Origin of the sequence: Paraburkholderia sp. SECH4, from assembly GCF_030511745.1 — a bacterium.
In the GTDB taxonomy this organism is placed as follows: Bacteria; Pseudomonadota; Gammaproteobacteria; order Burkholderiales; family Burkholderiaceae; genus Paraburkholderia; species Paraburkholderia madseniana.
Genome location: NZ_JALOCP010000003.1, coordinates 375,123 through 397,502, shown reverse-complemented (window position 1 = coordinate 397,502; position 22,380 = coordinate 375,123). Strand labels below are relative to the sequence as shown.

The 22,380-nt window shown below is 62.0% G+C and carries 13 protein-coding genes and 2 pseudogenes; 3 read left to right on the top strand and 12 right to left on the bottom strand.

Going from position 1 to position 22,380, the window contains the following annotated elements; genetic code table 11:
• Nucleotides 1–22 precede the first annotated feature (22 nt).
• The 11 genes and pseudogenes from M0D67_RS07195 to tssD form a co-directional block, all read right to left on the bottom strand.
• On the bottom strand, nt 23–802 hold the full coding sequence (locus M0D67_RS07195) for a YfaP family protein (RefSeq protein ID WP_211706667.1): 780 nt from the start codon (nt 800–802) through the stop codon (nt 23–25).
• Nucleotides 803–1,005: 203 nt separating this feature from the next.
• Complete coding sequence (locus M0D67_RS07190) at nt 1,006–2,634, bottom strand: DUF2300 domain-containing protein (protein WP_266238250.1); 1,629 nt, start codon at nt 2,632–2,634, stop codon at nt 1,006–1,008.
• A gap of 299 nt (nt 2,635–2,933) precedes the next feature.
• Nucleotides 2,934–7,727 (bottom strand): alpha-2-macroglobulin, encoded by a 4,794-nt coding sequence (locus M0D67_RS07185; RefSeq protein WP_266238248.1) that lies wholly within the window; start codon nt 7,725–7,727, stop codon nt 2,934–2,936.
• A complete protein-coding gene (locus M0D67_RS07180; RefSeq protein ID WP_266238299.1) occupies nt 7,724–8,395 on the bottom strand; it encodes a DUF1175 domain-containing protein in 672 nt (223 codons plus the stop codon). The genes M0D67_RS07185 and M0D67_RS07180 overlap by 4 nt, the downstream gene beginning before the upstream one ends.
• A gap of 60 nt (nt 8,396–8,455) precedes the next feature.
• A complete protein-coding gene (locus M0D67_RS07175; protein WP_266238246.1) occupies nt 8,456–10,246 on the bottom strand; it encodes a DUF2138 domain-containing protein in 1,791 nt (596 codons plus the stop codon).
• Nucleotides 10,247–10,735: 489 nt separating this feature from the next.
• Nucleotides 10,736–11,932 (bottom strand): PLP-dependent aminotransferase family protein, encoded by a 1,197-nt coding sequence (locus M0D67_RS07170; protein WP_266238244.1) that lies wholly within the window; start codon nt 11,930–11,932, stop codon nt 10,736–10,738.
• Nucleotides 11,933–12,055: 123 nt separating this feature from the next.
• Nucleotides 12,056–13,228 (bottom strand): FAD-binding oxidoreductase, encoded by a 1,173-nt coding sequence (locus M0D67_RS07165; protein WP_266238242.1) that lies wholly within the window; start codon nt 13,226–13,228, stop codon nt 12,056–12,058.
• Between the two features lie 156 nt (nt 13,229–13,384).
• Entirely contained in the window at nt 13,385–14,884 is a 1,500-nt protein-coding gene (locus tag M0D67_RS07160; protein ID WP_154557799.1) for an aldehyde dehydrogenase family protein, read from the bottom strand.
• Nucleotides 14,885–15,178: 294 nt separating this feature from the next.
• Complete coding sequence (gene tssE / locus M0D67_RS07155) at nt 15,179–15,613, bottom strand: type VI secretion system baseplate subunit TssE (protein WP_266238239.1); 435 nt, start codon at nt 15,611–15,613, stop codon at nt 15,179–15,181.
• Entirely contained in the window at nt 15,610–18,381 is a 2,772-nt protein-coding gene (gene tssH, locus M0D67_RS07150; RefSeq protein ID WP_266238237.1) for a type VI secretion system ATPase TssH, read from the bottom strand. The genes tssE and tssH overlap by 4 nt, the downstream gene beginning before the upstream one ends.
• Before the next feature lie 118 nt (nt 18,382–18,499).
• Nucleotides 18,500–18,784 (bottom strand): annotated as a pseudogene (gene tssD, locus M0D67_RS07145) (type VI secretion system tube protein TssD); the annotation flags it as partial.
• Between tssD and tssF the strand changes: the two are divergent.
• The 3 genes and pseudogenes from tssF to tssJ all read left to right on the top strand — a co-directional run.
• Nucleotides 18,774–19,823: pseudogene (gene tssF / locus M0D67_RS07140) on the top strand (type VI secretion system baseplate subunit TssF); the annotation flags it as partial. The pseudogenes tssD and tssF overlap by 11 nt on opposite strands.
• Nucleotides 19,824–19,924: 101 nt before the next feature.
• Complete coding sequence (tssG, locus tag M0D67_RS07135) at nt 19,925–20,929, top strand: type VI secretion system baseplate subunit TssG (protein ID WP_266238297.1); 1,005 nt, start codon at nt 19,925–19,927, stop codon at nt 20,927–20,929.
• Between the two features lie 121 nt (nt 20,930–21,050).
• Nucleotides 21,051–21,518 carry a type VI secretion system lipoprotein TssJ gene (gene tssJ / locus M0D67_RS07130; RefSeq protein WP_302272581.1) on the top strand — a complete coding sequence of 156 codons (468 nt, stop codon included), beginning with the start codon at nt 21,051–21,053 and terminating at the stop codon, nt 21,516–21,518.
• On the opposite strand, the gene M0D67_RS07125 is transcribed toward tssJ, so the two are convergent.
• On the bottom strand, nt 21,499–22,341 hold the full coding sequence (locus M0D67_RS07125) for a MaoC family dehydratase N-terminal domain-containing protein (RefSeq protein WP_266238232.1): 843 nt from the start codon (nt 22,339–22,341) through the stop codon (nt 21,499–21,501). The two genes, tssJ and M0D67_RS07125, sit on opposite strands and share 20 nt — an antisense overlap.
• Nucleotides 22,342–22,380: the final 39 nt, after the last annotated feature.

Below are 22,380 nucleotides of genomic sequence, written 5' to 3'. Positions count from 1 at the left end.
TGTCACTGCTCCCATCCCGCTGTCAGAGTCGCTCGCTTTTCACGAGCTGCAGGTCGCCGATCTTACGCAGCGGCACGACCATCGTTTCACGCCGCTCGTTCGGCGTGTTTTCATTGAACACCAGCGTCAACGTCGCGGTAATCACGTCGCGCTCGTGCGCAGCGGCGTCGAAGTTGTAGCCGGTCGAATCGAAGTTGCCCCAGTAGTTCAGAAAGAACAGCCACGTACCGTGCTCGGGCGCCGCCGACGAAAATATCCCCGGACCCGCGCCGTCCACCGAATCGACATCGAAGCCGCTGCCGTCTTCGAGAGTCGGATTGGCGAAGAACGCGTGCAGACCGTCCGGCGTGATCACGTGCAGATCCACCTGCGCTTTCGGATCATCCCACGTGACGATCGCGCGCAGCTTCGCCTGCGGCTTGCTGCGGTCGGCTTCGTAGAACTGCATGCGCTGGCGCTGCTTGCCGTCGGCGGAAATCAACTCGATGCTGTTCGAGCCTGCGCCGAATGCCCACGGGCGTGCGAATGCGCCTTCGTCGTCGGTATAGAGCGGCGTTGGATTGCCGTTGACGACCAGCGTGGGCGGCTTGCGCGCGTGTTTGTCGATGTGCTTCAGGCGCCCTTCGATCAGCGTGCGATAGCGTTGCGCGCCACGGTCGACCGGCGGCCGGGGATACGCCGCGACGAAGTGCTCGCCTTCGTTCGTCAGCCCACTGTGACGCCAGCCGCCGAACGCGCCGGTGAGGTCGGCGAGCGCCCCGCCATTACCGTCCGCGCCGGCGGCTTGCACGTTCGTCGTCATACTCGCCGCCAGCACAGCCGAGGCCACAGCAATTGCCATGTGAACTCGAACACGGCGCATAAGAGGTGGCAAGGTAACTGCCACGCGAACGCAAACTCGAACGCCCTGCCTAAGAGGCGCCAAGGCAATGGCCGCAGGAATTCGAACGTGGCGCATCACAGGAAGCGCGCGGAACACGGCGGAAAGCGAGCGCGAGACGGTGTTCATTGGATCGGATTGTCGGTACGGATCAGCGTGCGCGCGGTACGTTCGACGAATTCTTCATCGAGGCCACGCGGATGATGCTGGAACGCGAGGTGAATATATTCATGCGCCAGCGCGATACGGTCTTCTTCGGTCTGCAGGCGATACACGTACACGCGATTGCGCTGCGCATCGGCATACGGCCGACCTTCGCGCACCGCGCACACGGCAGGCAGATCGGGCGTCTCGTAGCCCGCCGCGCCGTCCATGCGCCGCGCCCACAACGGCGCGTTACGCTGCAGCCATTGCTGGGCGCCGGCCACCTGGATGCAATCGCCGGACAACGGGCTTTCGAACGACGTCAAGGTCGCTTGCGGCCAGGTGCGCGAGAGAATGGTGTCGAACGTGAGGCCGGTTTGCGCGGACGCCTTCGCGGCGAGCCAGCTCATCTGAGCGGGCGCGGCCTTGTCGTGGTGATACTGGACCGGCACGCCGGTGAGCACCAGCGCGTCGGTCAGATCCGCGGCACGACGCGCGGCGGCGGTCGGCACGCGCGGCAGGACGCGCTGCGTGCTGCTGCTGTCATCGATACGGAAGCAGCCATGATCGTGATTGCCGTGCTGCACGACGTAGGAGCGCGCCGCCACCGCCAACGCCTTGGCCGCTTCCGGTTGGCTCGTGTCGCCCTCCCGCTCGACCACTCGCGCGACGTAGTCGTTCATACCGAAGCGGCCGACCACTTGCGGTGCGCCTGAAGCGTCGCGATCGAGGCGCAGTTCGCCTCGACTTTCCACACGTGCCCAGTTGCCGTTGACGAAGCCGATCCGGAACTCGCCACGCAATGGGCCGTCCGGTACCGCAGCCGGACCTTTGTCGCCGAGCACCTGGCGAATCGGATAGCGGCTGAAGAAGTCGACCAGCACGCACGCGTTGTCGTCCGGTACGGTGACTTGTGTGAGCAACGGCGCGATGCGCGGCGCGGCGGCCGCCAGCACGCGCGCGCTGCCGCCGGCGCCGCCGAGCCACACCGGCGTGCCGTCAGCAAGCCAGCCTGCCGCACCGCCGATCGAGGCGCCAGGCCGCGCCGGATCCGGCATCGTCCAGGTTTTGGCGCGCAGCAGGCTGCCGTATAGCGACACGGTGCCTTCGCCGCGGCCGCTGGTCAGCACCGACACCAGCGTGCTCGCCGCCGCTTCGCGCGGCTTGGCCGGCATCGCCTGCAAGGCCGCGAGCAAGTCGGGCACGGGCACGCGGTGCGTCGGCGTCATCGCGTGGAGGTCGCGCAGCCAGACGGGTGCATGCGCGGCAGTCCAATACTTGCGCCAATCGGCGGGATCGAGTTGCAGGCGTGCGGGCTCGAAAAAGCGTCCGCACGATTGCACCAGCGCATGTTCGCGGTCGATGTGACCGCTCGTCATGCAGCAATACACTTCTTCAGGATCGCCGCCGCTGCAGGTGTAATCCGGCGTGGCGATATTGCGATCGACCAGATAACCGTAGACGAACAGCTTCCACACGCTGCCGAGCGGCGTCTCCAGCGTCGCGGGCAAGGGACTCGCCGACTGCGGCGCGAGGCCGTCCGCGCCGCCGCCGGCGTTGAATTGCCAAAGCTGCGATTGACCGTGGCGCAACCAGGCGAAGCGCAGCATGTTTACCGACGGTGCGGCTGACGGCGAGGTTGGCGATATGGTTGACGCCGATCCTGGCAATGAGCTTGGCGACGACGTTGACGGCACATTTAGCGATGAGCTCGTCGCCGACCTTGACGACGCGTTCGGCGCCGAGCTTGCCACCGCAGCTAGTGACGCAGTCGACAATGCCATCGCCGCAGTCGCTGCCACACCCGCGCCACTCAAAACACACCCCACTCCCACGGCGAGCGCAATCCGCAGCGTAGCTGCCAGACGATCGCGCGAGTGCCGAAGAGCGGAGAACATAGCGGTCTCGCTTACTGAATACGCAGTGTCGTCATACGATCGCTCTTGCCGCCTTCGAACGCCTTGGCGTCCGGCTGATACATGCGGAAGTAGCGCGCAGGCGGCAACGCGAACGCGCCCGGCAATGCAAAGCGCACCAGTTGCCGCAGCCTCACTGGACGATCGAGCAAAGGCACCGGCTGGTGATAGGCCAGCTCGCCCATCTCATACGAAGCGGCACGCGCAAACGGCTGCGGACCGCTTACCCCTTCCTTCTCGCCCGGCAACCCGTCAATCGACACGCCCCAGCTTGTCGCCTCCACATCGCCGCCCGGCGGCAGCGGCACGTCGAGCAGACCGTAGTGGTACGCATTGCCGGAGCGCGGTGTGAGCGTGACTTCGTCGACGTACAGCGCATTGCTGTCGATCGCATCGCCCTGCTTAACCAGGCGCGCAGTAAATGCCGAGCGACCCAGTTGGCTCTCGGCGCCACCCGCCTTCTTCGGATCGACCTTCACTTCGAGCGGCTCCAGCTTGTAGAAACGACGTTCGACGGTGATGTTCAGTCGGCTGTCCTCGCTCGTATGACTGCGGAACGAAACCAGCGCGTTCACGTCGGTGCGCGCGCCGCCTGCATCGAGCGTGGCCGGCAATGCAGCGCCGGTCCACTTCCACAGCGGCGTGCCAGTCGGGGTCGCAGCGCGCGTCCAACCCGCGCCTTGTAACGACGGCAGCGAAGCCGGCGCCGCGTCGCCACCGAGCGCTTTACGCACCCACAGCAACGTCAACGCACGATCGAGCGTCGGGTAGTCGGCGCTGCTCTTCGCGAGCAAGGCCGATGCATCGATCGCCGCGCCGCCGCCGCCACCTGTCATGTAAAGCAGGCTTTGCACGAGCGGTGCGGGATCGTTGGCCAATGCCGTGCGCGCAGCACTCGCCGCCGCATCGAAGCCGTCCGGCAGTTGAGCACTCGTGCTACGCGCCATGTTGGTGACCAGCAGCGTCGCCATCTGCTTGCCACGCGGCGAATCGGCTTGCGCGAACACGATGCTGTCCGACGCGCCATACGTGCCGTTGCGCGCCGGGGTCGAAGCATTGGCCGCGGCCGTTGCATCGCTTTGCAAGTCCGCCGCAACACCCGACACCGGCGTTGCGACCGGCAGGCCCATTTGTTGCATGAACCACAGCGCCAACGCGCGATGCAGCAGCGGCTCTTTCGCACCGGCATCGCGATAGACGTCCATCGCATGCTGCCAGTTGTCGGTGGGCAGCGTAATGCCGAGGCTGCGGCTCGCGAGCCAGTCCGCGTAATACGCGTAGGCGGTGATCAGCGAACTGCCACCGGTCGTATCGCCCCACCAGCCGAACGTGCCACCGACACCGGCCAGCATCGCCAGACGTTGGCGCTGATTACGCAGCAACGCTTCGAGTCCCTGCGTCGAACTGGCGTTATCGCCATGACCGATGGCGTCGTGCGCAAGCGCCAAAGGAATCAGGCGGCTCGACGTTTGTTCGGCGCATCCGTATGGATAATTGATCAGATCGTCGGCAACGCGCGCGAATTGGCTCGCGGCACTGCCGATGAAACGCACGCTGACGTCCTGCGCATCTTGCGGCAGATTGAGCGGCTTGTTCGAGCCGTCGAGCGCCACTGTGTTCTGATGCAGATCGAGCCAGCCGCTCGCATCGAGCCGGATGGTGGTCTGCAAGCGATCCACATCCTTACCCGCCCGACGCAAGCTCGCGTTGATCACACCCGCCTTCAACGCACCGGTCGGCAAACGCAGGTAGTTCGCGCCGCGCTTGAGCGTGACCTTCTGGTTCAACGAGAGACCGCCGCCGTCGACCACCCACTCGGCGTCCATATCCGCGTCGGTCTGATTGAAGGCGATCATGTCGATGGCCGGCTGATCGTTGACGCGGAAATGCGAAGGCCCACTCCACTTGAGATACAGCGCCTTGTCCGAACGCACATACGCGGTACGTTGTCCGACCATGCCGTCCGGCGCCGCCGCGCGCACGGTGACGCGCCAGCGGGCCAGCGAGTCCGGCATCTTGAAGGTCATGGTGGCGTGGCCATTCGCGTTGGTCTTCAGCGTACCTTCCCACGCGGCCGTGTCCTGATCGTCACGACGCGGCCGTTCGAGCACCTTCACACCGCGCTCGTTGTAGTTGGCGCGTTGCGGACCGCCCGGCGCGCCCTTCAACGGCGAGCGCGCAAGGTCGTACGTAATGAACGACAGGCTCGACGACGTCCGCACATTGTTGCGACGCGGATGATAGAAAAAGTCGACGATATTCGGTGCGATTTCCGGCTGCAGCACGTAGACCATTTCATCGACCACGCTGACCGTCAGATTCGCCGCTTCCGGCTTGCCGTTCAGCGTGCTGTCGAAGTTGAGCGTGACCGTATCGCCCGGACCGTACACCGGCTTGTCGCTCTTCACGTTCAGTTCGATCTGCGGCTGCGCGACCACGATGCCCGCATTCTGGAACACGTATTCGCCGGCATGCACGTACAGCACCGAGAACGTCATGTTCGGCGCGAATGCTTCGCCGACCTTGATGCGCGCCTTCCATTGCGAAGGCGCCACGCGTTGCAGTTGCAGCCAGTCGCCGCCGGCCGTCAGCAACGCGCGATGTTCGACGTTGTCGCGCTCCAGTGTCAGGAGGGCATCGTCGACCGGCATCGGGAAGGTAATCAGCGCTTCGGCGGTATCGCCGATCTTGTACCTGTCGCGATCGAACACGATCTCGACGCTACCTGGAATCGCCTTCAGACCATCGCCCGCCACCCAATGACTCGCGGCGGCGAGCAGATTGCCCCTGTCGTCCTTGACCGACAGCATGTACGAACCCGGTTGGTCGAATTGCACCGGGAACGACAGCTTGCCGCCCGCCGTTGCTCCCTTGATTGCGCCTTCTCCATGAGTCTGCGATTCAAGGCGTGTCCATTCCCACTTGGCCGGCGCACGCGAAGACGGATCGATCGTGCCGAGCGCCTGCAGATCGAAATTGACCGCTTCCTTCGGCTGCGAAAACGACTTGGCCGTTGACAAGCGATAAGGCGTCGCGCCGCGCGCGATCAGCACCTCACGCGTCACACGTACCTTGTAGGCCGCGCTGTCTTGCGCGAACAGGGTCAACGCATAACGGCTCGGTTCTTTTGCAGCGGGCAGCGTGAGGCTTGCATTGCCGTCGCTATCGGTTGTGAGTCCCTGCTGTTCCAGCTTGACCGGAAACAGCCCTGCGTAGCGCAGTTCACCATCGACGATCGTCACTTTCTGCGCACGCAGCGTGACCGAGACCTTGCTGTCGCGAACCGGTTTGCCGTCCGGATAGCGCAACTGGATCTTGCCCTTCAGTTGCTCGCCCGTCGCATAGTCGGTTTTATCCATCGACAGGTTGACGTCGAAATGCGGCTTCACATATTCGGCGACGCGAAATGCGCTGCCGTATACATCGCCGTTGTAATCGAAGCGCAGCGTATAGCCACCGGCGGTAGCATCGGCGGGCAACGTGACGGACGCGTCCGCGCCCGTATCGGAAGCAAAATGCACCTTGCTGGTCGCCACCGGTGCGCCGTTCGGATCGAGCACGTCGAGCTTGATATCGGCTTCTGCAGGCGCGGTGGATTGCGTCGCGTTCTGGAACGTGCGGCCGATGAACTTCACATGCACTGCGTCGCCCGGCCGGTACATCGGACGATCGGTCACAGCGTAGATCTTGGTGTTGTAGATCTCGCTGTCGTAGTAGAAATTCTCCGAAACGAATACGCCGCCTTCCGGATCGGTGCCGAGCACGTAACTGCGCTCAGGGCTCACGTGTTGCAGCACCAGTGCGCCGTCGCTGCCGGTGGCGCCGCTTTGCAGCACACCTACGCCGTCGGTCCAGTTCACGTCGGTATTCGCCACCGGCTTGCCGTTATCGCGCCGGGTGGTCCACACCAGCATGCCACTCGATGCCGCTTTCACAACCGCAACCGTGTCCGATACGAACAGCAAGGTATGCGCGCGATAGTTGCCGATCACCGCCTCGACGATATACAGCCCCGGCGGCAGCTTGCCCACCGGAATCATCACGTTGCCCGAACTCGCTTCGATGAAGTTACTGCTGCTGCCTTCGAGATTCACACCCTTCGGCGGCTCGATCACCTTCGCGTCCCAAATCGGATAGCGAAAGCGCGCGACCATGTCATAGCCCTTCAGCGGCGCGAACTGCGAGTTCCGCTGGAATTGCGTCTGTTTGCCGGTCTGCTCGCCGAGCTTGAATTGCGGCTCGGCTTCGGTTGCCTTGCTTCGCGTCGCGAACGACAGCACACGTTGCCAGGCGCGGCGCGCTTCGGTGAACCAGCGGTCCCACAGATAGGCCAGCGTATTTGCCAGCCCTTCGCCCTGATAATTCGGCGCGACGTTCAGGCGATGCAGATTCTTCTGCGCCTTCAAAAAGTCCAGCGGCTTCGGCACGCGATACACGACGATATCCGCACCGCCATACGCTTGCAGCGCATCCTTGAACTCGCGGCCGGGCGCTTCGAGACGCACCTGCGCCAACTGATCGCTGCCGAAGCTCGCATCCGAGAGCAGGAAGAACGGCTGGCCGTCGACCTTCTGCGACGCGAAGTTGCTCGATGGCGCTGTTTGCAGCGTCGGGTTCGCGGCAATGTTTGTGTCGGCGGCGCTGCTCGAGGCGGCGTCGTCGGCATGGGCCGTTGGTGCGATGGCGAGCGTCAGGGCCGCAAAGAGCGCGACCACGGTGAAGCCTGCGCGGCGTTTCAGGTTGCCGAGCCAGGCGCGCGACGCGGTGACGGAGTTCATTCGGGTCATGGTGTGAGAAAGTCCAAACGAAACACGCCAACGAAATTCGGATTGCCGTCGAGCGGCTGCCAGCGGGAATCTTTCCATTGCATCAGGTCGGAGACGGCCACGGCGCGCAGACCGGTATCGGTCGGCGTAACAGTGCCTGTGTGATAAGCGATGTAGCGATCCAGCCAGATCATCAGATGCTGGTCGTCGCCCTGGTCGAAGAACAACAGGTCGCCAGGCAGCGCCTGGTTCACGTCCTTCGAAACAAAACGGCTATTGCGTTGAATCAGTGCGATCGCCGACGCATACGCGCCGGTGGAACCGTCGAGCCGCGTCCAACGATTCGCGATTCCGCGTTGCGACGTGGACAGTTGCAATTCGGGCGGCATGCTGCTGGTGTCCGTGAGACTGGTCATGCCGTTCGCGCGCAACCATTTGGTGTCATGCGGCTTGAGCGTCTCGCCGACGGCAAAGCGCACGAGGCCTGCGCAATCGCGTTGCGTCCAGCGCGGCGTCGGACCGCGGCGCATTTGCTGGTCGACGATGCGCACGAACCACGCGCGAAATGCGGCGGATTGCTGCGGGGAGAGCGCGTCGGGGTCGGGCGATGCGGTTGTGCTGGTGAGCGCGTTGGCGTACGGCGCGAGGCTAGCTATGACGAGCGCTGAAGCAGCGCGCGCGAGCCAGATGCGGCGTGCCGTGCGGGCATTCGTCGCGAATGCCACGTCGGGGACGTGAAGGCGGCGCACTTAGTCGCCCTCAGTGCCAGGCTGATCTGCAGGCGAATCTGCTACTCCCGCGGTGGCGCCGGCGTCCGCACCCGCCTTCGCGCGATCGAACCACCACTCCACCGGGACCCAAGCTGTCGACCCCGGCAAGTTCTGCGGCAGCGTCAACGAAACCGGCGGATAGTGCGCCAGCGCATGCAGCTTCGGCACGAGATGGGTGCGCGACGCATTGCGGAACACTGCTTCCTGATCCGCCGGCAATGCCGCGCCCGCTTCGCGTTCGATCAACGCAGCCGCGGACGAAGGTGTCAGCGTGAGAATCGTGCGCGGCAGACGCTGCGGCGCGAGCGTATCGGCCAGCGCCGGATAACGCTTGTCGAGCACGGCGAGCGTGTCGTCGACCAGACGTGAATCAGGAGAGAAAATCAGATAACCGTGCGCCAGTGCGAGCGTCACCGGGAAATAGCGCTCAGCCGACAGTTGCGATGCAAACGACGCCTTGCTGGACAGCGCCGTACCGGAGAGCGCGCTGACCGGCCGTTGCCACACGGTAACGCCGGCGCCCTGATCATGCTTCGTGACCGGCAAGCGACGATAGCCCGAATCGGCATCAGCGGATTTGGCGGCCTTCACCTCATACGCGCCGATCACGTCGCCAAAGGTCTTGCCGAGCGCGGTCTGCAGCGCAGCGATGCTCGCCGCGTCCTGCGCCTTCACGCGGGCAACGAACACCGGCGCAACCAGCGTGGACTTCGCATACCAGCAGACGGCCGCGGGACCGGTGAGCTGATCGCCGATCGCAGCGGCGCCATCCGCGCCCACATCGGCCACCTTGCCCAACAATCCCGAGGCTTCTTTCCAGTCCGCCGGCAAGCTCGTGCACGCAGCCGGATTCGCCGGCAAGGCGCGCCACAGGTCGGCGCTATTCCACGCCTGCGGTAACTTGCCCGGCTCGATCAAAGCGGAAGTCTGCCAGTTCGCCGCAGCACTGCCGTTCGGCGAAAAATCGAATCGCAGTGCGTCGATACCGGAGAAAAACGCTTGATAACCAAACGACAAATAATTGGCCGACACCACCAGCCGGTGTCCCTTCGGCGCATCGCCGGGCGCGTCCAACTGATAGGCACGAGCCGCATCGTCGCGGCCTGAAGAAAGCATCTCGGACACGGCGTCGGCTCGCTCGCCCAGCAAGCTGCCTTTCGCGTCGAGCAGCACGCCCGGGGCGGACATCACGACAAGCCGGTCGTCCTTCGTGGCGAACAGAATCGTGCGGCCAACTGCCAGCTTCAACGCGTAGACCGGTACGTCGCCGGAGAGTTTGGCGACCTGGCTCAACTGCGAATCGCTTGCGGCGACGTTGCCGAAGCTTTGCAGCAGTTTCGCCAGACCGTTACGGTGCATCGACATCACCCAGTAGCCGAGACGGCCATCCGGCGAGCGCCACAGCAGCACATGCGCCGGTTCGTCGAATACGCGGCGGATCAGTTCATCGCGCCAGTCGAGTTGATGTTCGAACGCGAGACGACGCAGCGCGCCTTCTGTGGACAACCGCGTGTCGTTCGATTCGTAATAGTCGACGAAATCTTGAGTCAGCACGTCGTGCAACAGCGGCACACGCAAGATGTCGCGCGGCAAACGCGAGAGCGCTTCGCTGTCGATCACCGCATCCGGGTGATGAATATCGAGCACGATTTCGCTGGTCCCGGCGGCTTTGCGGTGCCCGAATGGACGCCACACCGCCTGAATGACGATGCCGGCCACGACCAGAAGACCGACTACCAGGATTGCAATCTTTTTTCGCGACATCTTCATCTGATTTTTTCTGGTTCGATGCGACGGTATTAACGTGGATGCCCGATGAATTAACTCACCGAAATCATTCGCCGAAGGCAGCGATGATAACCGATATTTTTAGGCCAAAACCAGCGGTACTCTCCATTTAACATTCAGCCATGTTTCAGGAGTTTGACGGAAATATTGAACGGGCGAAATTAAATCTTTAGAAAGCGGGCTCGTTCGACGCAACGGCTTGAGTTAAACGGTGGAGCAAGGCGGCGGGATACAAAGAAGGGGATGTCTACACCCGCTGCCGGTTTGAACAGCGCATAGGAGAGCGTGCGAGCATAGTCAAGCCAGGCGCGGCCTTATGCTGCTTTACGGGATCGGGATGGTTATCCCAAATCTCCGTGATTTAGCACTTGCATAAAAAAACCCGGCTACGCACTACGTGCTCACCGGGTTATTTCAGGTATTGCCCTTACCGCTTTACCGCCAATACTATGTTAGCCGCGTTAGCCGTCATCAAAACAGTGCGAGCGCCTGCTTCATTCTCTGCACACCGGTTTCGATTTCGGCGACGCCGGGCGCTGCAAATGACAGACGCAGTGCCGTCAGATCAATATTGTCTTTATAGAACGCGACGCCCGGCACGAACATGACATTGCGCTCGATACAGGCGCACAGCGTATCGGACGCATTCTGTCCACCTTTCAATTGCGCCCACACGAACATGCCGCCGGCAGGACGATGAAACGCGATGGCGTCACCCAGATGCTCATCGAGCGCGTCGCACAGCGTGCGGCACTTCACGGCGTAGGCGTCGATGATCTTCGGCAGATGACGCTCCAGCGCTCCACTCGCGAGGTATTCTGCGGCGATCGCCTGAGTCCACGGTGAACTGCACAGGTCGACGGTCTGCTTGGCGACTACACAGCGGCGCAAAATTTCCGCGTGCGCGACCATCCAGCCGACCCGCAAACCCGGCGCGACGATCTTCGACAGACTCGAAAAATGCACGACCCAGTCCCGCGAACCGGGCACCTGATCGCTCAACGCGAGCAGCGACGGCAGCGCCGCGCCGCTGAAACGCAGATCGCCATAGGGATCGTCTTCGACGATCAGAAAATGGTGACGCGCCGCGAGCTTCAACAACGCCATGCGGCGTTCGAGCGACAAGGTTGCGCCGGTTGGATTGGCAAAAGTCGGCACGGTGTAGAGCAGCTTCGGCGGCCGCGCCAATGTGCCCGCTTCGAGCAACGCGGCGAGCGCGGTGACATCGAGTCCGTCCTGATCGACCGGCACCGTCACCACAACCGCCTCCTGCAGCTTCAATGCCTGCAAGGTCGCCGGATAGGCAGGCTGTTCGACCAGCACCACGTCGCCCGGCGCGACCATCACGCGCAACAGCAGATCGAAGCCTTGCTGCGAACCAGTCGTGACGAGCAATTCCTGCGGCGTGCACGGCGTACCGCGCCGCGTCATCAAATGGGCGAGTTGTTCCTTGAGGACGGCGAGGCCGTCAGTCGGGCCATATTGTAGACAGAGCGTGGGCTGCTGCGACGCACGCGCGGCGGCCGCATCCAATCCCTCGCGATCGAACAGATCGCTCGCCGGATAGCCGCCGGCAAACGAAATCATGCCGGGTTGCGCCAGATACTTGAACAGCTCGCGGATCGGCGAACCGGTCGGCGCTTCAAATGCAGGATTGAACTTGAACATGGTGACGGGCCGCTTATCTTATCGATGGAAGATTCGCGTCGATTGTGGCCATCGTCCGGGTGGGCGGCAAACGATATCTACGCACTACGTATTGCGTTTTCCGCATCACCTCGAACGCGCGAGCTAAACCACGTTCTTCTCGACGATCGGCCGGTTTTCGAGCACACGAGTGAAACTCAGCGAACCAAGATCAAGCGTCGTATAGCGGCCATGAAGGATCAATTCGCTGACACCGCGGCCGGTTGCCGGGCCCTGCTGCAAGCCGTGCCCGCTAAAGCCATTGGCAAAAATGCAGTTATCGACGTCCGGGTGATAGCCGATGATTGCGTTCTGATCGAGCACGTTGTATTCGTAGTAGCCGGACCAGCAGTTCTGCACGCGCAGCGCCTCGAATTGCGGCACGCGGTGCGCGAGTGTCGGCCAGATCACGTCGTCGAATAGTGCGTGATCGACTTCGTCGAGCGGTAAATCGTCGGGATCGTTATCCGCTGACGGCGACGTACCGCAGATGAACGAGTTGCCCTCAGGCCGGAAATACACGCCGCTCGGATCGATCAGCAAAGGGCACTCTTCGAGCCGCGCGGGCGACGTGACATTGAAAATACTGCGGCGGCGTGCAAACACCGGAAGATCGACGCCGGCCATCTGTGCGATTTTGCGCGACCAGGCACCCGCAGCATTCACTACGAAATCGCAGGCGTAGACCTCGCCATCCGCGGTTCGCACTTGCGTGACATGCTTGCCGTCGCGATGCAGCGCGGTCACGTCGGCGGCAATGTAGCGCGCGCCGAGCGCCTGCGCTTTCTTGCGCAGCGCCTGCACGAGGCCGTAACCATCGAACCAGCCCTCACCGCTTTCGCCGAAAGCGCCGGCAACGAGGTCGTCGGTATTGAGCCAGGGAAAGCGCGCTTGCAACGCGTCTTTATCGAGCAAACTGATATCGGCGCCAAGACGCTTTTGCAGCGCGTGATTCTCACGCAGCGTCGCCTCACCGGCGGGCGTGGCGAGAAACAGATAGCCGCCTTCGTGCAGATCGATCGAGGGCTTCGAGCCGTCGATTTCGAGCCGCTCGCCGATCGAGCGCAGAAACTCGATGCCAAATAGCGACATCTGAATGGAAAGCGGTGTAGAGAATTGCTGGCGAATGGATGCCGCCGATAACGCCGACGACGAACGCGCATACGTCGGATCGCGTTCGATCACCGTGACGCTGACCGACGGATCATTAAGCCGCAGAAAATACGCAATCGAGCTGCCGATCACCCCACCGCCGACGATCACGACTTTGGAACTCACGTCTCACTCCACGAGTAGCGTGGCCGCTCTGAAACGGCGGGCGGCGCAAACGAATTGCTGAAAGAAGTTGTGAACAGCGGCGCGTGGATGCGCCGCTGCTTTCTGCTGAATGCTCTACTGATCGACTGCTTTATCGCTGTATCGCTACTGGCCGGATCAGTCGATATTGAAGTCGATGCCCTGCGCGAGCGGCAACGCCGACGAGTAGTTGACCGTATTGGTCGCGCGGCGCATATAGGCCTTCCACGCATCCGAACCCGACTCACGACCGCCGCCGGTTTCCTTCTCGCCACCGAACGCGCCGCCGATTTCCGCACCGCTCGGTCCGATGTTCACGTTAGCGATACCGCAGTCGCTGCCCGAGTCGGACAGGAAACGTTCAGCTTCGCGCAGATCGGTCGTGAACACGCACGACGACAAACCGTGCACCGCCGCATTGTTTGCATCGACCGCATCTGCGAAATCCGAATAGCGCAGCACGTAAAGAATCGGGGCGAAGGTTTCTTTCAGCACCACTGCCGTTTGCGACGGCATTTCGACGATCGCCGGACGCACGTAGTAACCGCCTTCATGGCCCTTCACCTCGACGCGCTCGCCGCCGAACACCTTGCCACCTTCGGCCGTAGCCTGCTGCAGCGCTTCCTGCATGCGAGCGTACGATTGCTTGTCGATCAGCGGTCCCATCAGCGTGCCCTTTTCGAGCGGATTGCCGATCGGCACCTTGCTATACAACTGCTTCAGACGTTCGATGGTCTTGTCGTACACGCTCTCGTGCACGAACAGACGCCGCAGCGACGTGCAACGCTGCCCCGCCGTACCCACTGCCGAGAACAGGATGCCGCGCATCGCGAGTTCGTGATCCGCCGTTTGCGCGACGATGCCCGCGTTGTTGCCACCGAGCTCGAGCAGCGAGCGGCCGAAGCGCTTCGCCACTTCAACACCGACCGTACGGCCCATTTCCGTGCTGCCCGTTGCACTGACGATCGATGCGCGCGGGTCGGCCACCAACTTCGCGCCGACATCGCGGCCACCGTTGATCAGTGCGGTCAGGCCGGCCGGCGCGTCGCCGAATTCCTTCAGTGTTTCGCTGAGAATCTGGTTGACGGCAAGCGCGGTCAACGGCGTCTTTTCCGACGGCTTCCAGATCACTGCGTTGCCGCACACCAGCGCCAGCGCCGCGTTCCACGACCACACCGCGGCCGGAAAGTTGAACGCCGAGATCACGACGCACGTACCCATCGGATGCCAGGTTTCAGCCATACGATGGCCCGGGCGTTCCGAGGCGATCGTCAGACCGTACAACTGGCGCGACAGACCGACCGCGAAGTCGCAGATGTCGATCATTTCCTGCACTTCGCCCAAGCCTTCCTGCAGGATCTTGCCGGTTTCGAGCGTGATGATGCTGCCAAGTGCGTGCTTCTTTTCACGCAGACGGTTGCCGAGCAGGCGCACCAGTTCGCCGCGGCGCGGCGCCGGAACGTTGCGCCAGGCCGTGTATGCCTCTTTCGCATTGGCGAGGGCCGCGTCGACTTCCGCCACTGTGTTGCTGGCCACACGGCCGATGAGTTCGCCGGTAATGGGCGAATGAACCGCGATGTCGCCGGCTTGCGCCGCGTGGGCGATGCCGAGGTCGGCGAGGATGGTGGAAGCGTCCATGAGAATCCCTTTAATTTCCGATGCGAAACAAGAGTAAGTTCGGAAACTATACACGCGGGATTTTGCGGCGGCAAGGGTATTTGCCCCGGGGTTGGGTGGCGGATCGGGCTGGATGGGCTTGTGAGCTTGGTGCGCCGTAGAGATGGCGGGGCGTCGGGCGGTGTCGTGGGCCACGGCTGCCGACACCCCGGCAGCGCGGTGTGGGGCGGTCAATCGTTTCTTATTGGAAATTACTGGTTTCGGCTTGGGCTTGGGTAGCCGATCGCCGACGACCGCCGCGTTTCGGCTGCGCCGTTAGTCGCGATCATGATCAGCCTTCAGCATCGTGAGTCGCGTCTGCCCATCGAACGTGAAATGCGTGCCGAAGCGGACCAGCCCTGCCTGACACAGATGACAGCACATCGTGAAACTCAGCAACATGCCTGGTTCGGTGTCTTCGATATCGATGTCGATCGATTCCAGGCGAGGCTCATACTTCAGGAGCGTCGTCTCGATTGCGCCCCTGAGCTTGTGCGCAGACGACGGCAGATGGCGATAGATTTCCGACAAATCGTCGAGTCCGTAGTCTGGAAGGTGCGCGAGGCCGCCGCGACGGCTGTTCAGGATGCGCTGGACGTTGTCCTGCACTGACAGGAAGGTCTGCGTCGCGGCATCGAAGTCATCGACAGCTGCGCCGTTCGCGAAATGACCTGTCACCGCCTCAAAGAGAGCCGGGCCACCGCGGGTCACGCCTCTGCCTCAATCGTGCTGTCAAACTCCACCGCAATGCCGCTTTCCCCGGCGAACGACAGCGTGATTCCGCGTGGCAATTGCTGCGCAGCAACGCGCACTAGCAGTTCGCGCGACAGGACCGGCAGGATCTGCTGATCGAGCAGACTGTCGATATTGCGCGCGCCGGAGTCGGGTAGTTGGCACGCACGCACAAGTTCGCGTACCACCGAGTCGTCGCATACGAGCGGCACGCCAAACCGGCGCTCGATGCGCTGCGCCACCTTGTCGAGTTTCATTCGCACGATCGACGCCAGCGCCGCGCCCGAAAGTGGCCGGTATACGACAGTCTGGAAGCGCGCGAGCAGCGCCGGCTGAAAGTGCTCGACCAGCAGCGGCCGAATCGTTTCCAAGAGCATCGAAGTGGTAACGTCACCGCCGGCTTCGGCGACGGCCTCCGTCACGGCCATGATCTGTTCGCTGCCGAGATTCGACGTCATCAGAATCACGGTATTGCGGAAGTCGATCACACGGCCTTCACCGTCGCGCATCAAGCCTCGGTCGAACACCTGATAGAACAGATTTAGCACGTCTCGATGTGCCTTCTCGACCTCATCCAGAAGAACCACGCTATACGGGCGCTGGCGCACGGCTTCCGTCAACACGCCCCCCACCCCGTATCCGACATAGCCCGGCGGAGAGCCCTTCAACTGCGAGACTGTGTGCGCTTCCTTGTATTCGGACAGGTTGATTGTGATCAGCCCACGCTCCCCGCCGAACATCAGGTCCGCCAGCGCGCGGGCCGTTTCCGTCTTGCCCACGCCGGATGGACCGACCAGCAGAAACACGCCAAGCGGCGCTTCGTCGGACTTGAGGGCGGCTTTGGCGGCGCGCAGACTCTTGCCGAGCGCGACGAGAGCGTCATCCTGACCCACTACGGCGCGGCCGATGCGCGTCTCGAGTTCGAGTAGCGTCTCGAGTTCGTCCTCCAGCAGACTACCGACCGGCACGCCGGTCCAATCCGCGATCACGCGGGCAACGGCTGCTTCGTCCACTTCCGCTTGAATCAGCGCGTCGGCGCCGTTTCCGGCTAGTACATCATGGACAACGCGGATAGATTGTTGCAGGTCGCGACGTTCGCTTTCGTCCGCGGCTGCATGCCATTGGCCACGCAGCCTTTGCAGCATGGCGACGGCGTCTTTCTGTTCGGCGAACGTCGATTCAAGTGCATCGCGTTCGACCTTAAGATTGGCGAGGCGAATGTCGATCGCGACCAGCCGCTCGCCGACATCAACGGAGGTGGCGATATGATCCTCGACTAACGCCCTGCGTTCTACCTGGAGCGCAGCCTGTTCAGCATGACATGAGGAGATCGCGACGGGTGTGGCTTCTGAACTTATACGGACGCGTGCCGCAGCGGTATCGAGCAGATCGACGGCCTTGTCCGGTAACTGGCGGCCGGTCAGGTAGCGACGCGAGAGACGCACCGCCGCGGAGACTGCCGTGTCGGTGATATGCACGCTGTGGTGCTTCGCGTAGCGCTCCTTCAGGCCGCGCAACATCAGGCATGCATTGTTATCGTCGGGTTCGTCCACCTTGACCATCTGGAAACGCCGTTCGAGCGCTGCATCGCGCTCGAAGTACTGCTTGTACTCGGACCAGGTGGTCGCGGCAATCGTACGCAGTTCGCCGCGCGCCAGCGCCGGTTTGAGCAGGTTCGCAGCATCAGCGCCGCCTGCAGTGTTGCCTGCGCCGATCAGCGTATGCGCTTCGTCGATGAACAGCAGGATCGGCGTTGGCGACCGTTGTACGGCTTCGATCACATTCTTAAGACGCTGCTCGAATTCGCCTTTGACGCCGGCGCCAGCCTGCAGCAAGCCGAGGTCGAGCGTTAGCACACTGACTTCGCGGATCACCGACGGCACGTCGCCTTCGGCGATCTTCAGCGCGAGTCCTTCGACCAGCGCGGTCTTGCCAACGCCTGGCTCGCCGACGAGAATCGGATTGTTCTTACGACGGCGCGCGAGAATGTCGACCATCTGCCGGATTTCCACATCCCGCCCGAAAACTGGATCGATTCTGCCGTCGCGCGCTTTCTGAGTGATATCGACGGCAAAACGTTGCAGCGCGTCAGATCCCAGCTGACCGGGTAAGTGTGCCCGTGGCCTGGCGGCCGACGGGGAGGCTTGATCGCTGAGGGCGGCATGCAATGCGGTTTCGTCCACGGCCGAGCCGACCGCGGCATGGCCAAGCGTTCCACTCGCGTTGACCGGCGCACTATCGGTATCGCCGTCCGGCTGTAGGGATACGCCTGCCGCTTCTACCGATATCCGGTCGAGTGCGGGCATCAAACGTCCGATCTGCGCAGCGGACACGGAGAGCAGGGGCCACGCATCCGGCGCGCGCAACAGGTGCGGCGCGTCGGCGAGCGCTGCCAGCAGATGCGCCGAGCGGATCGATGTGACACCCGCTTCAAGCGAGGCGCACATCCACGCCGCCTCCAGCAGCTCTCCAAGCCGACGGGACATACTTGGTTTGCCGCGCAATTCGTGCGGAAGCCGGTCGATCGCGCAGATCAGGCCGTTCCAGATGCCATCCGCGTCGAGTTCGTAGCGGCGCACGATCGCGACGAGGTCGCCTTCGCCCAACTCCAGCAGCTTGATCAACCAGTGTTCGATTTCGATATCTCGATGGGCTCGCATTTCGCACAGACTCGCTGCTTCGGCGAGAGCACGGGCGCAATGATCGTTGAGGCGGCGCAGGAATTGGGAAAGGTCTCGGGCGTTCATATCAAGGGATAGCAGGAGCAATACAGACAAAGAGCGCACGAACCGGATTGAGAATGGTCCGTGCGTTACAAACGGTGCCCCCAAAAGCGACGTGAAAAAGCACCGTGACTCGTCCCTTCTATGAACGTTCGTTCCAGCTATCTGCGTGGATGATGTTGCCGTCCCTGTACGACCACGTGATTTTCTCGTAACGCAGTTCGACGTCTTCCAGATGGTTGTGCTTTTCGTAGACCGGGTTCTTGATGTCCAGCATCTTCGGCTTGACCGCTACGACCTTCACGTTGTCGAGCTTCGTGTTGAAGTATTCTTTTTCCTTCCCCGCGTCGTCGATCTTGTACCACTTGATCTCGATGGACTTGAGCGTCTGACCGCTTGTTACTGCCTTGTACAGATACCAACTGCTTCTGGAATATTTCACCTTCCCGGAAAAGTTCATGTTCGTGGACCTCGTCGGTCTCGACATGCAGGCGATCCCTTCGGCCGCGGAATACTTCGACGTCGAGGTGGTGCTGGCGAAGCCATATCCGGATGACATGCGTTTCTCGTCCGACAACGTGCGCCTCTACTGCACGCCGATCATCAATCTGTTCGCGCTGGAAGCAGATCCGATCGCAGCGTCGCAGCATGAGACGGAATACCGCATACACGCGCTTGAACAACGGGGCGATCACGTCGACGTGTATTCGGTCGAGAGCGTGCGGGGTTTCGAAGCGGGCACTGGCCAGCGCTTCGAATATGCGCCGTTCACCGCATTCCGTCATCGCGGCGGCATGCTGCGCCATGAAATGCCGGAACGGTATTTCCATACGCGTATGCGACACGGCCCATCCGGGCGCTTTGACACCTGGATCGTCCTTGGCGGCCATGCGTGGGAACACCAGGAGTCGCTACCGAAGGAAACGCTGTCATTGTCCGTCACCGGCACGAACGGCATGCTGCCGCGCAAAGGCTTGCGCGACGCAGGTATTAACCGTATGCGCGGCGGCTTCACCAACATCGGCGCAGTGCGCAACCTGACCGCGCCGACCCTACCCGTGTATCCGCCAACCGGCGACCGTTTCCAGTGGCGCGTGCTGTCACATCTCGCGCCAAACTACCTGTCGCTGCTCGATGCGGAAATTTTGCGCGGGAGCCTTGCGCTGTACGACTGGACCGAGGATGAACTTAACAAGCGCAGAATTGACGCGATCACCGACGTACAACACCGGCTGCTGCAAAAGCTCGTCAAGGGCGGGCTGCAACGCGGCGTCGAGATCGAGGTGACGCTCGACAGCGCCGCATTCGCCGGCGACGGCGATGTCGAACTGTTCGGCGGGATGCTGAACCGCTTTCTCGGGCTGTACGCGACGCTGAACCTGTTCACGAAGCTGGTGATCGTGTCACAGCCAACCGGCCGTCGGATCGAATGGCCCGATACGAAAGGCGAAGGAGCACCGTTTTGAACGGCCCGCAATGGAGGGGAGCGGAGCAAGAGCTCGCGTTGGAATTTGCAAAACACGCCGACCGACCGCTGCTGCCTGCGTTGCTCGTCGACGCGGCGAGGATGAATTTCTTCCGCTTCTGCGAGCTGATCGAACTCGCCGCCCCCGACCGCCCACCCATCGGCACGACCGATTCGCCGGAGGCGGAGCCGGTGCGCTTTCGCTCGCGGGCGCGACTCGGCTTTCCGAGCCGCGAAATCGATGCGGTTGAATACGACCTCGATTGTCCGGCGACGCCGCCCGCCATACGCACGACTTTTCTCGGACTGTACGGTGTCGACGCGCGCATGCCGTCGTACTTCATCGACGAAGTAGCGCAGAATCGCGAGGGTGCCGGTTCAATGTCGGCATTCCTCGACATCTTCCATCACCGGGTAGTCACGCAGTATTACCGCGTGTGGCGCAAGTACCGGTATCCCGCTGGTTTCAGGAAAAGCGGAACAGATGAAATTTCGCGCTATCTACTGAGTTTCGCCGGCCTCGGAATCGCTTCACCTGAACTCGCTACGGTCGCCCCGCAGGGGCTTCCTTCGGGCGTCGGCACGCGCAAGCTGCTGTCGATGCTGGGACTCGCAAGCCAGAAAACGCGCACGGCCGAAGGTCTGGTTGGCGTGTTGCAACACGCTGTGCCGGATGCGCGAATCACTGTGGAGGAGTTTTACCCGGTGTGGATCAGTGCAGCAGGTTACTCGCAGACCCCGCTAGGTGAGGAATGCCTGCTTGGCCGTGGATTTTATGACTGCGCAAACACGGTGCGGATCGTCATTACCCCGCAAACACGCGAATCGGTACTCGGACTGATGCCGGAGCGGAAAAATCACAATGAGGTAATGGCACTCCTGCGCTTTTACCTGGGTTACGAAGCGCGGGCGCAACTCGAAATGCATGTGAATCCCGAGTTGATGCCCGCGCAGGCACTGAATTCGAATCAGGTCATTCTCGGTTATACGACGCAACTATTGCAGCCTCATGTACAGGACCAGCCAGTCCCGGCTACGCGAGTACAACTGGGCGCGTGGACAGGCGGCAGCAACCGGCACGCTACCCATCAACACTCAATGCACTGATGCGGCAATTCACGAACACGGAACACAAACAAAAGGGATCAACAGAACGATGCGGGTACTTCGAATTGGCGCCGTGGCGTTGACTATCCTTGCCGTCGCAGGTTGCGGAATAGGACAGGCTGTGCAAGACAGCACTGTCGATGCTGCGAAATGGGCGTTCACCACGCAGGTCAAGATGATGAATGTGGATCTTGTCAGCCGGTCGTCATTAAACCCAAACGGCGGCGGCCAATCGTTGTCAACTGTCGTGCGGATCTATCAACTGAAAACGCCACAAACGTTCCAGCAGCTCGGCTACACGCAACTGCAAACGAATGATATCGAGGCGCTAAAGGCCGATCTGCTGGCAACGACGGACGTGGTGCTTCGTCCAGATGCCAGTGCGAGCCTCAGCGAACCGATGAACAGCGACGCGGAGTATGTTGGCGTTGTCGCGTTTTTCCGGAACGCTGGCAAGGATTCGACGTGGAAGCTGGTCGTCCCCAAAAAGATGTGGAAGAAGACCGACCCGGTGAAGATCGTGGTGCAGGGCAGCGCATTGCAGTTGGTGGGCGCGACGGCAGAAACATTCAAGCAAGCGCCGCCGTAGCCCGCATAGTCAGATAACCTTCATGGTCTTTGGCCCACAGGTCGACGGTCCTACCGTCGACAGCCGGTTTGCCGCATACCGTAAAAGGCTGGCCAGCGAAGGTAGGCCGCAGCGCCTTGAACGCAAAGCTCTGCACCACCGCGTCCGGTTGTTCACGGCGCACCAGATCGACCAGGAGTGTCGCGATCAGCGGCCCGTGTACGATCAGCCCGGGATAGCCTTCCACCTCGGTCACATATGGGTAGTCGTAATGAATGCGATGGCCGTTGAAGGTCAACGCGGAGTAGCGGAACAACATCACAGCGTCCGCATCGATCGTACGAGTCCACGTTTCGCCCTCGGGTGCGAGCGCCGCTTGCGGTGGCCGGGCGCCCTCTTGTGGCGCATCGCGATAGACAATGTCGTGCTCTTCTTCGAGCTTCAGTTCACCACCAACTTCAATCGCGTGCTGCACCGTCACGAACACGAGACGGCCCGAGCGGCCGGTCTTGTCTTCGATATTGGCGATGGTCGAGGTACGTTTCGCATGCTCGCCGACTTTGAGCGGCGCATGAAACGTCAGGCGGCCACCGGCCCACATGCGGCGCGGCAACGGCACCGGTGGCAGAAAGCCACCACGCTTCGGATGACCGTCCGGACCGACCTCGGACAGCGGCGCGATCGGCAGAAAGTACAGCCAGTGCCAGAGAGGTGGCACGGTATCGCCACTTTCTTCCCGGTCCAGGGTGGCAGCCATTGCCGTCAGCGGAAACGCGGTGATGTCGTCTTCGGTCACCGCTTCCTTGTTGAGCCAATCGTCGAGTTTCTCTAGGGAAGCAGACATGGGCAAAGTCTCCAAACACACTGATTGGACGAAATAGGT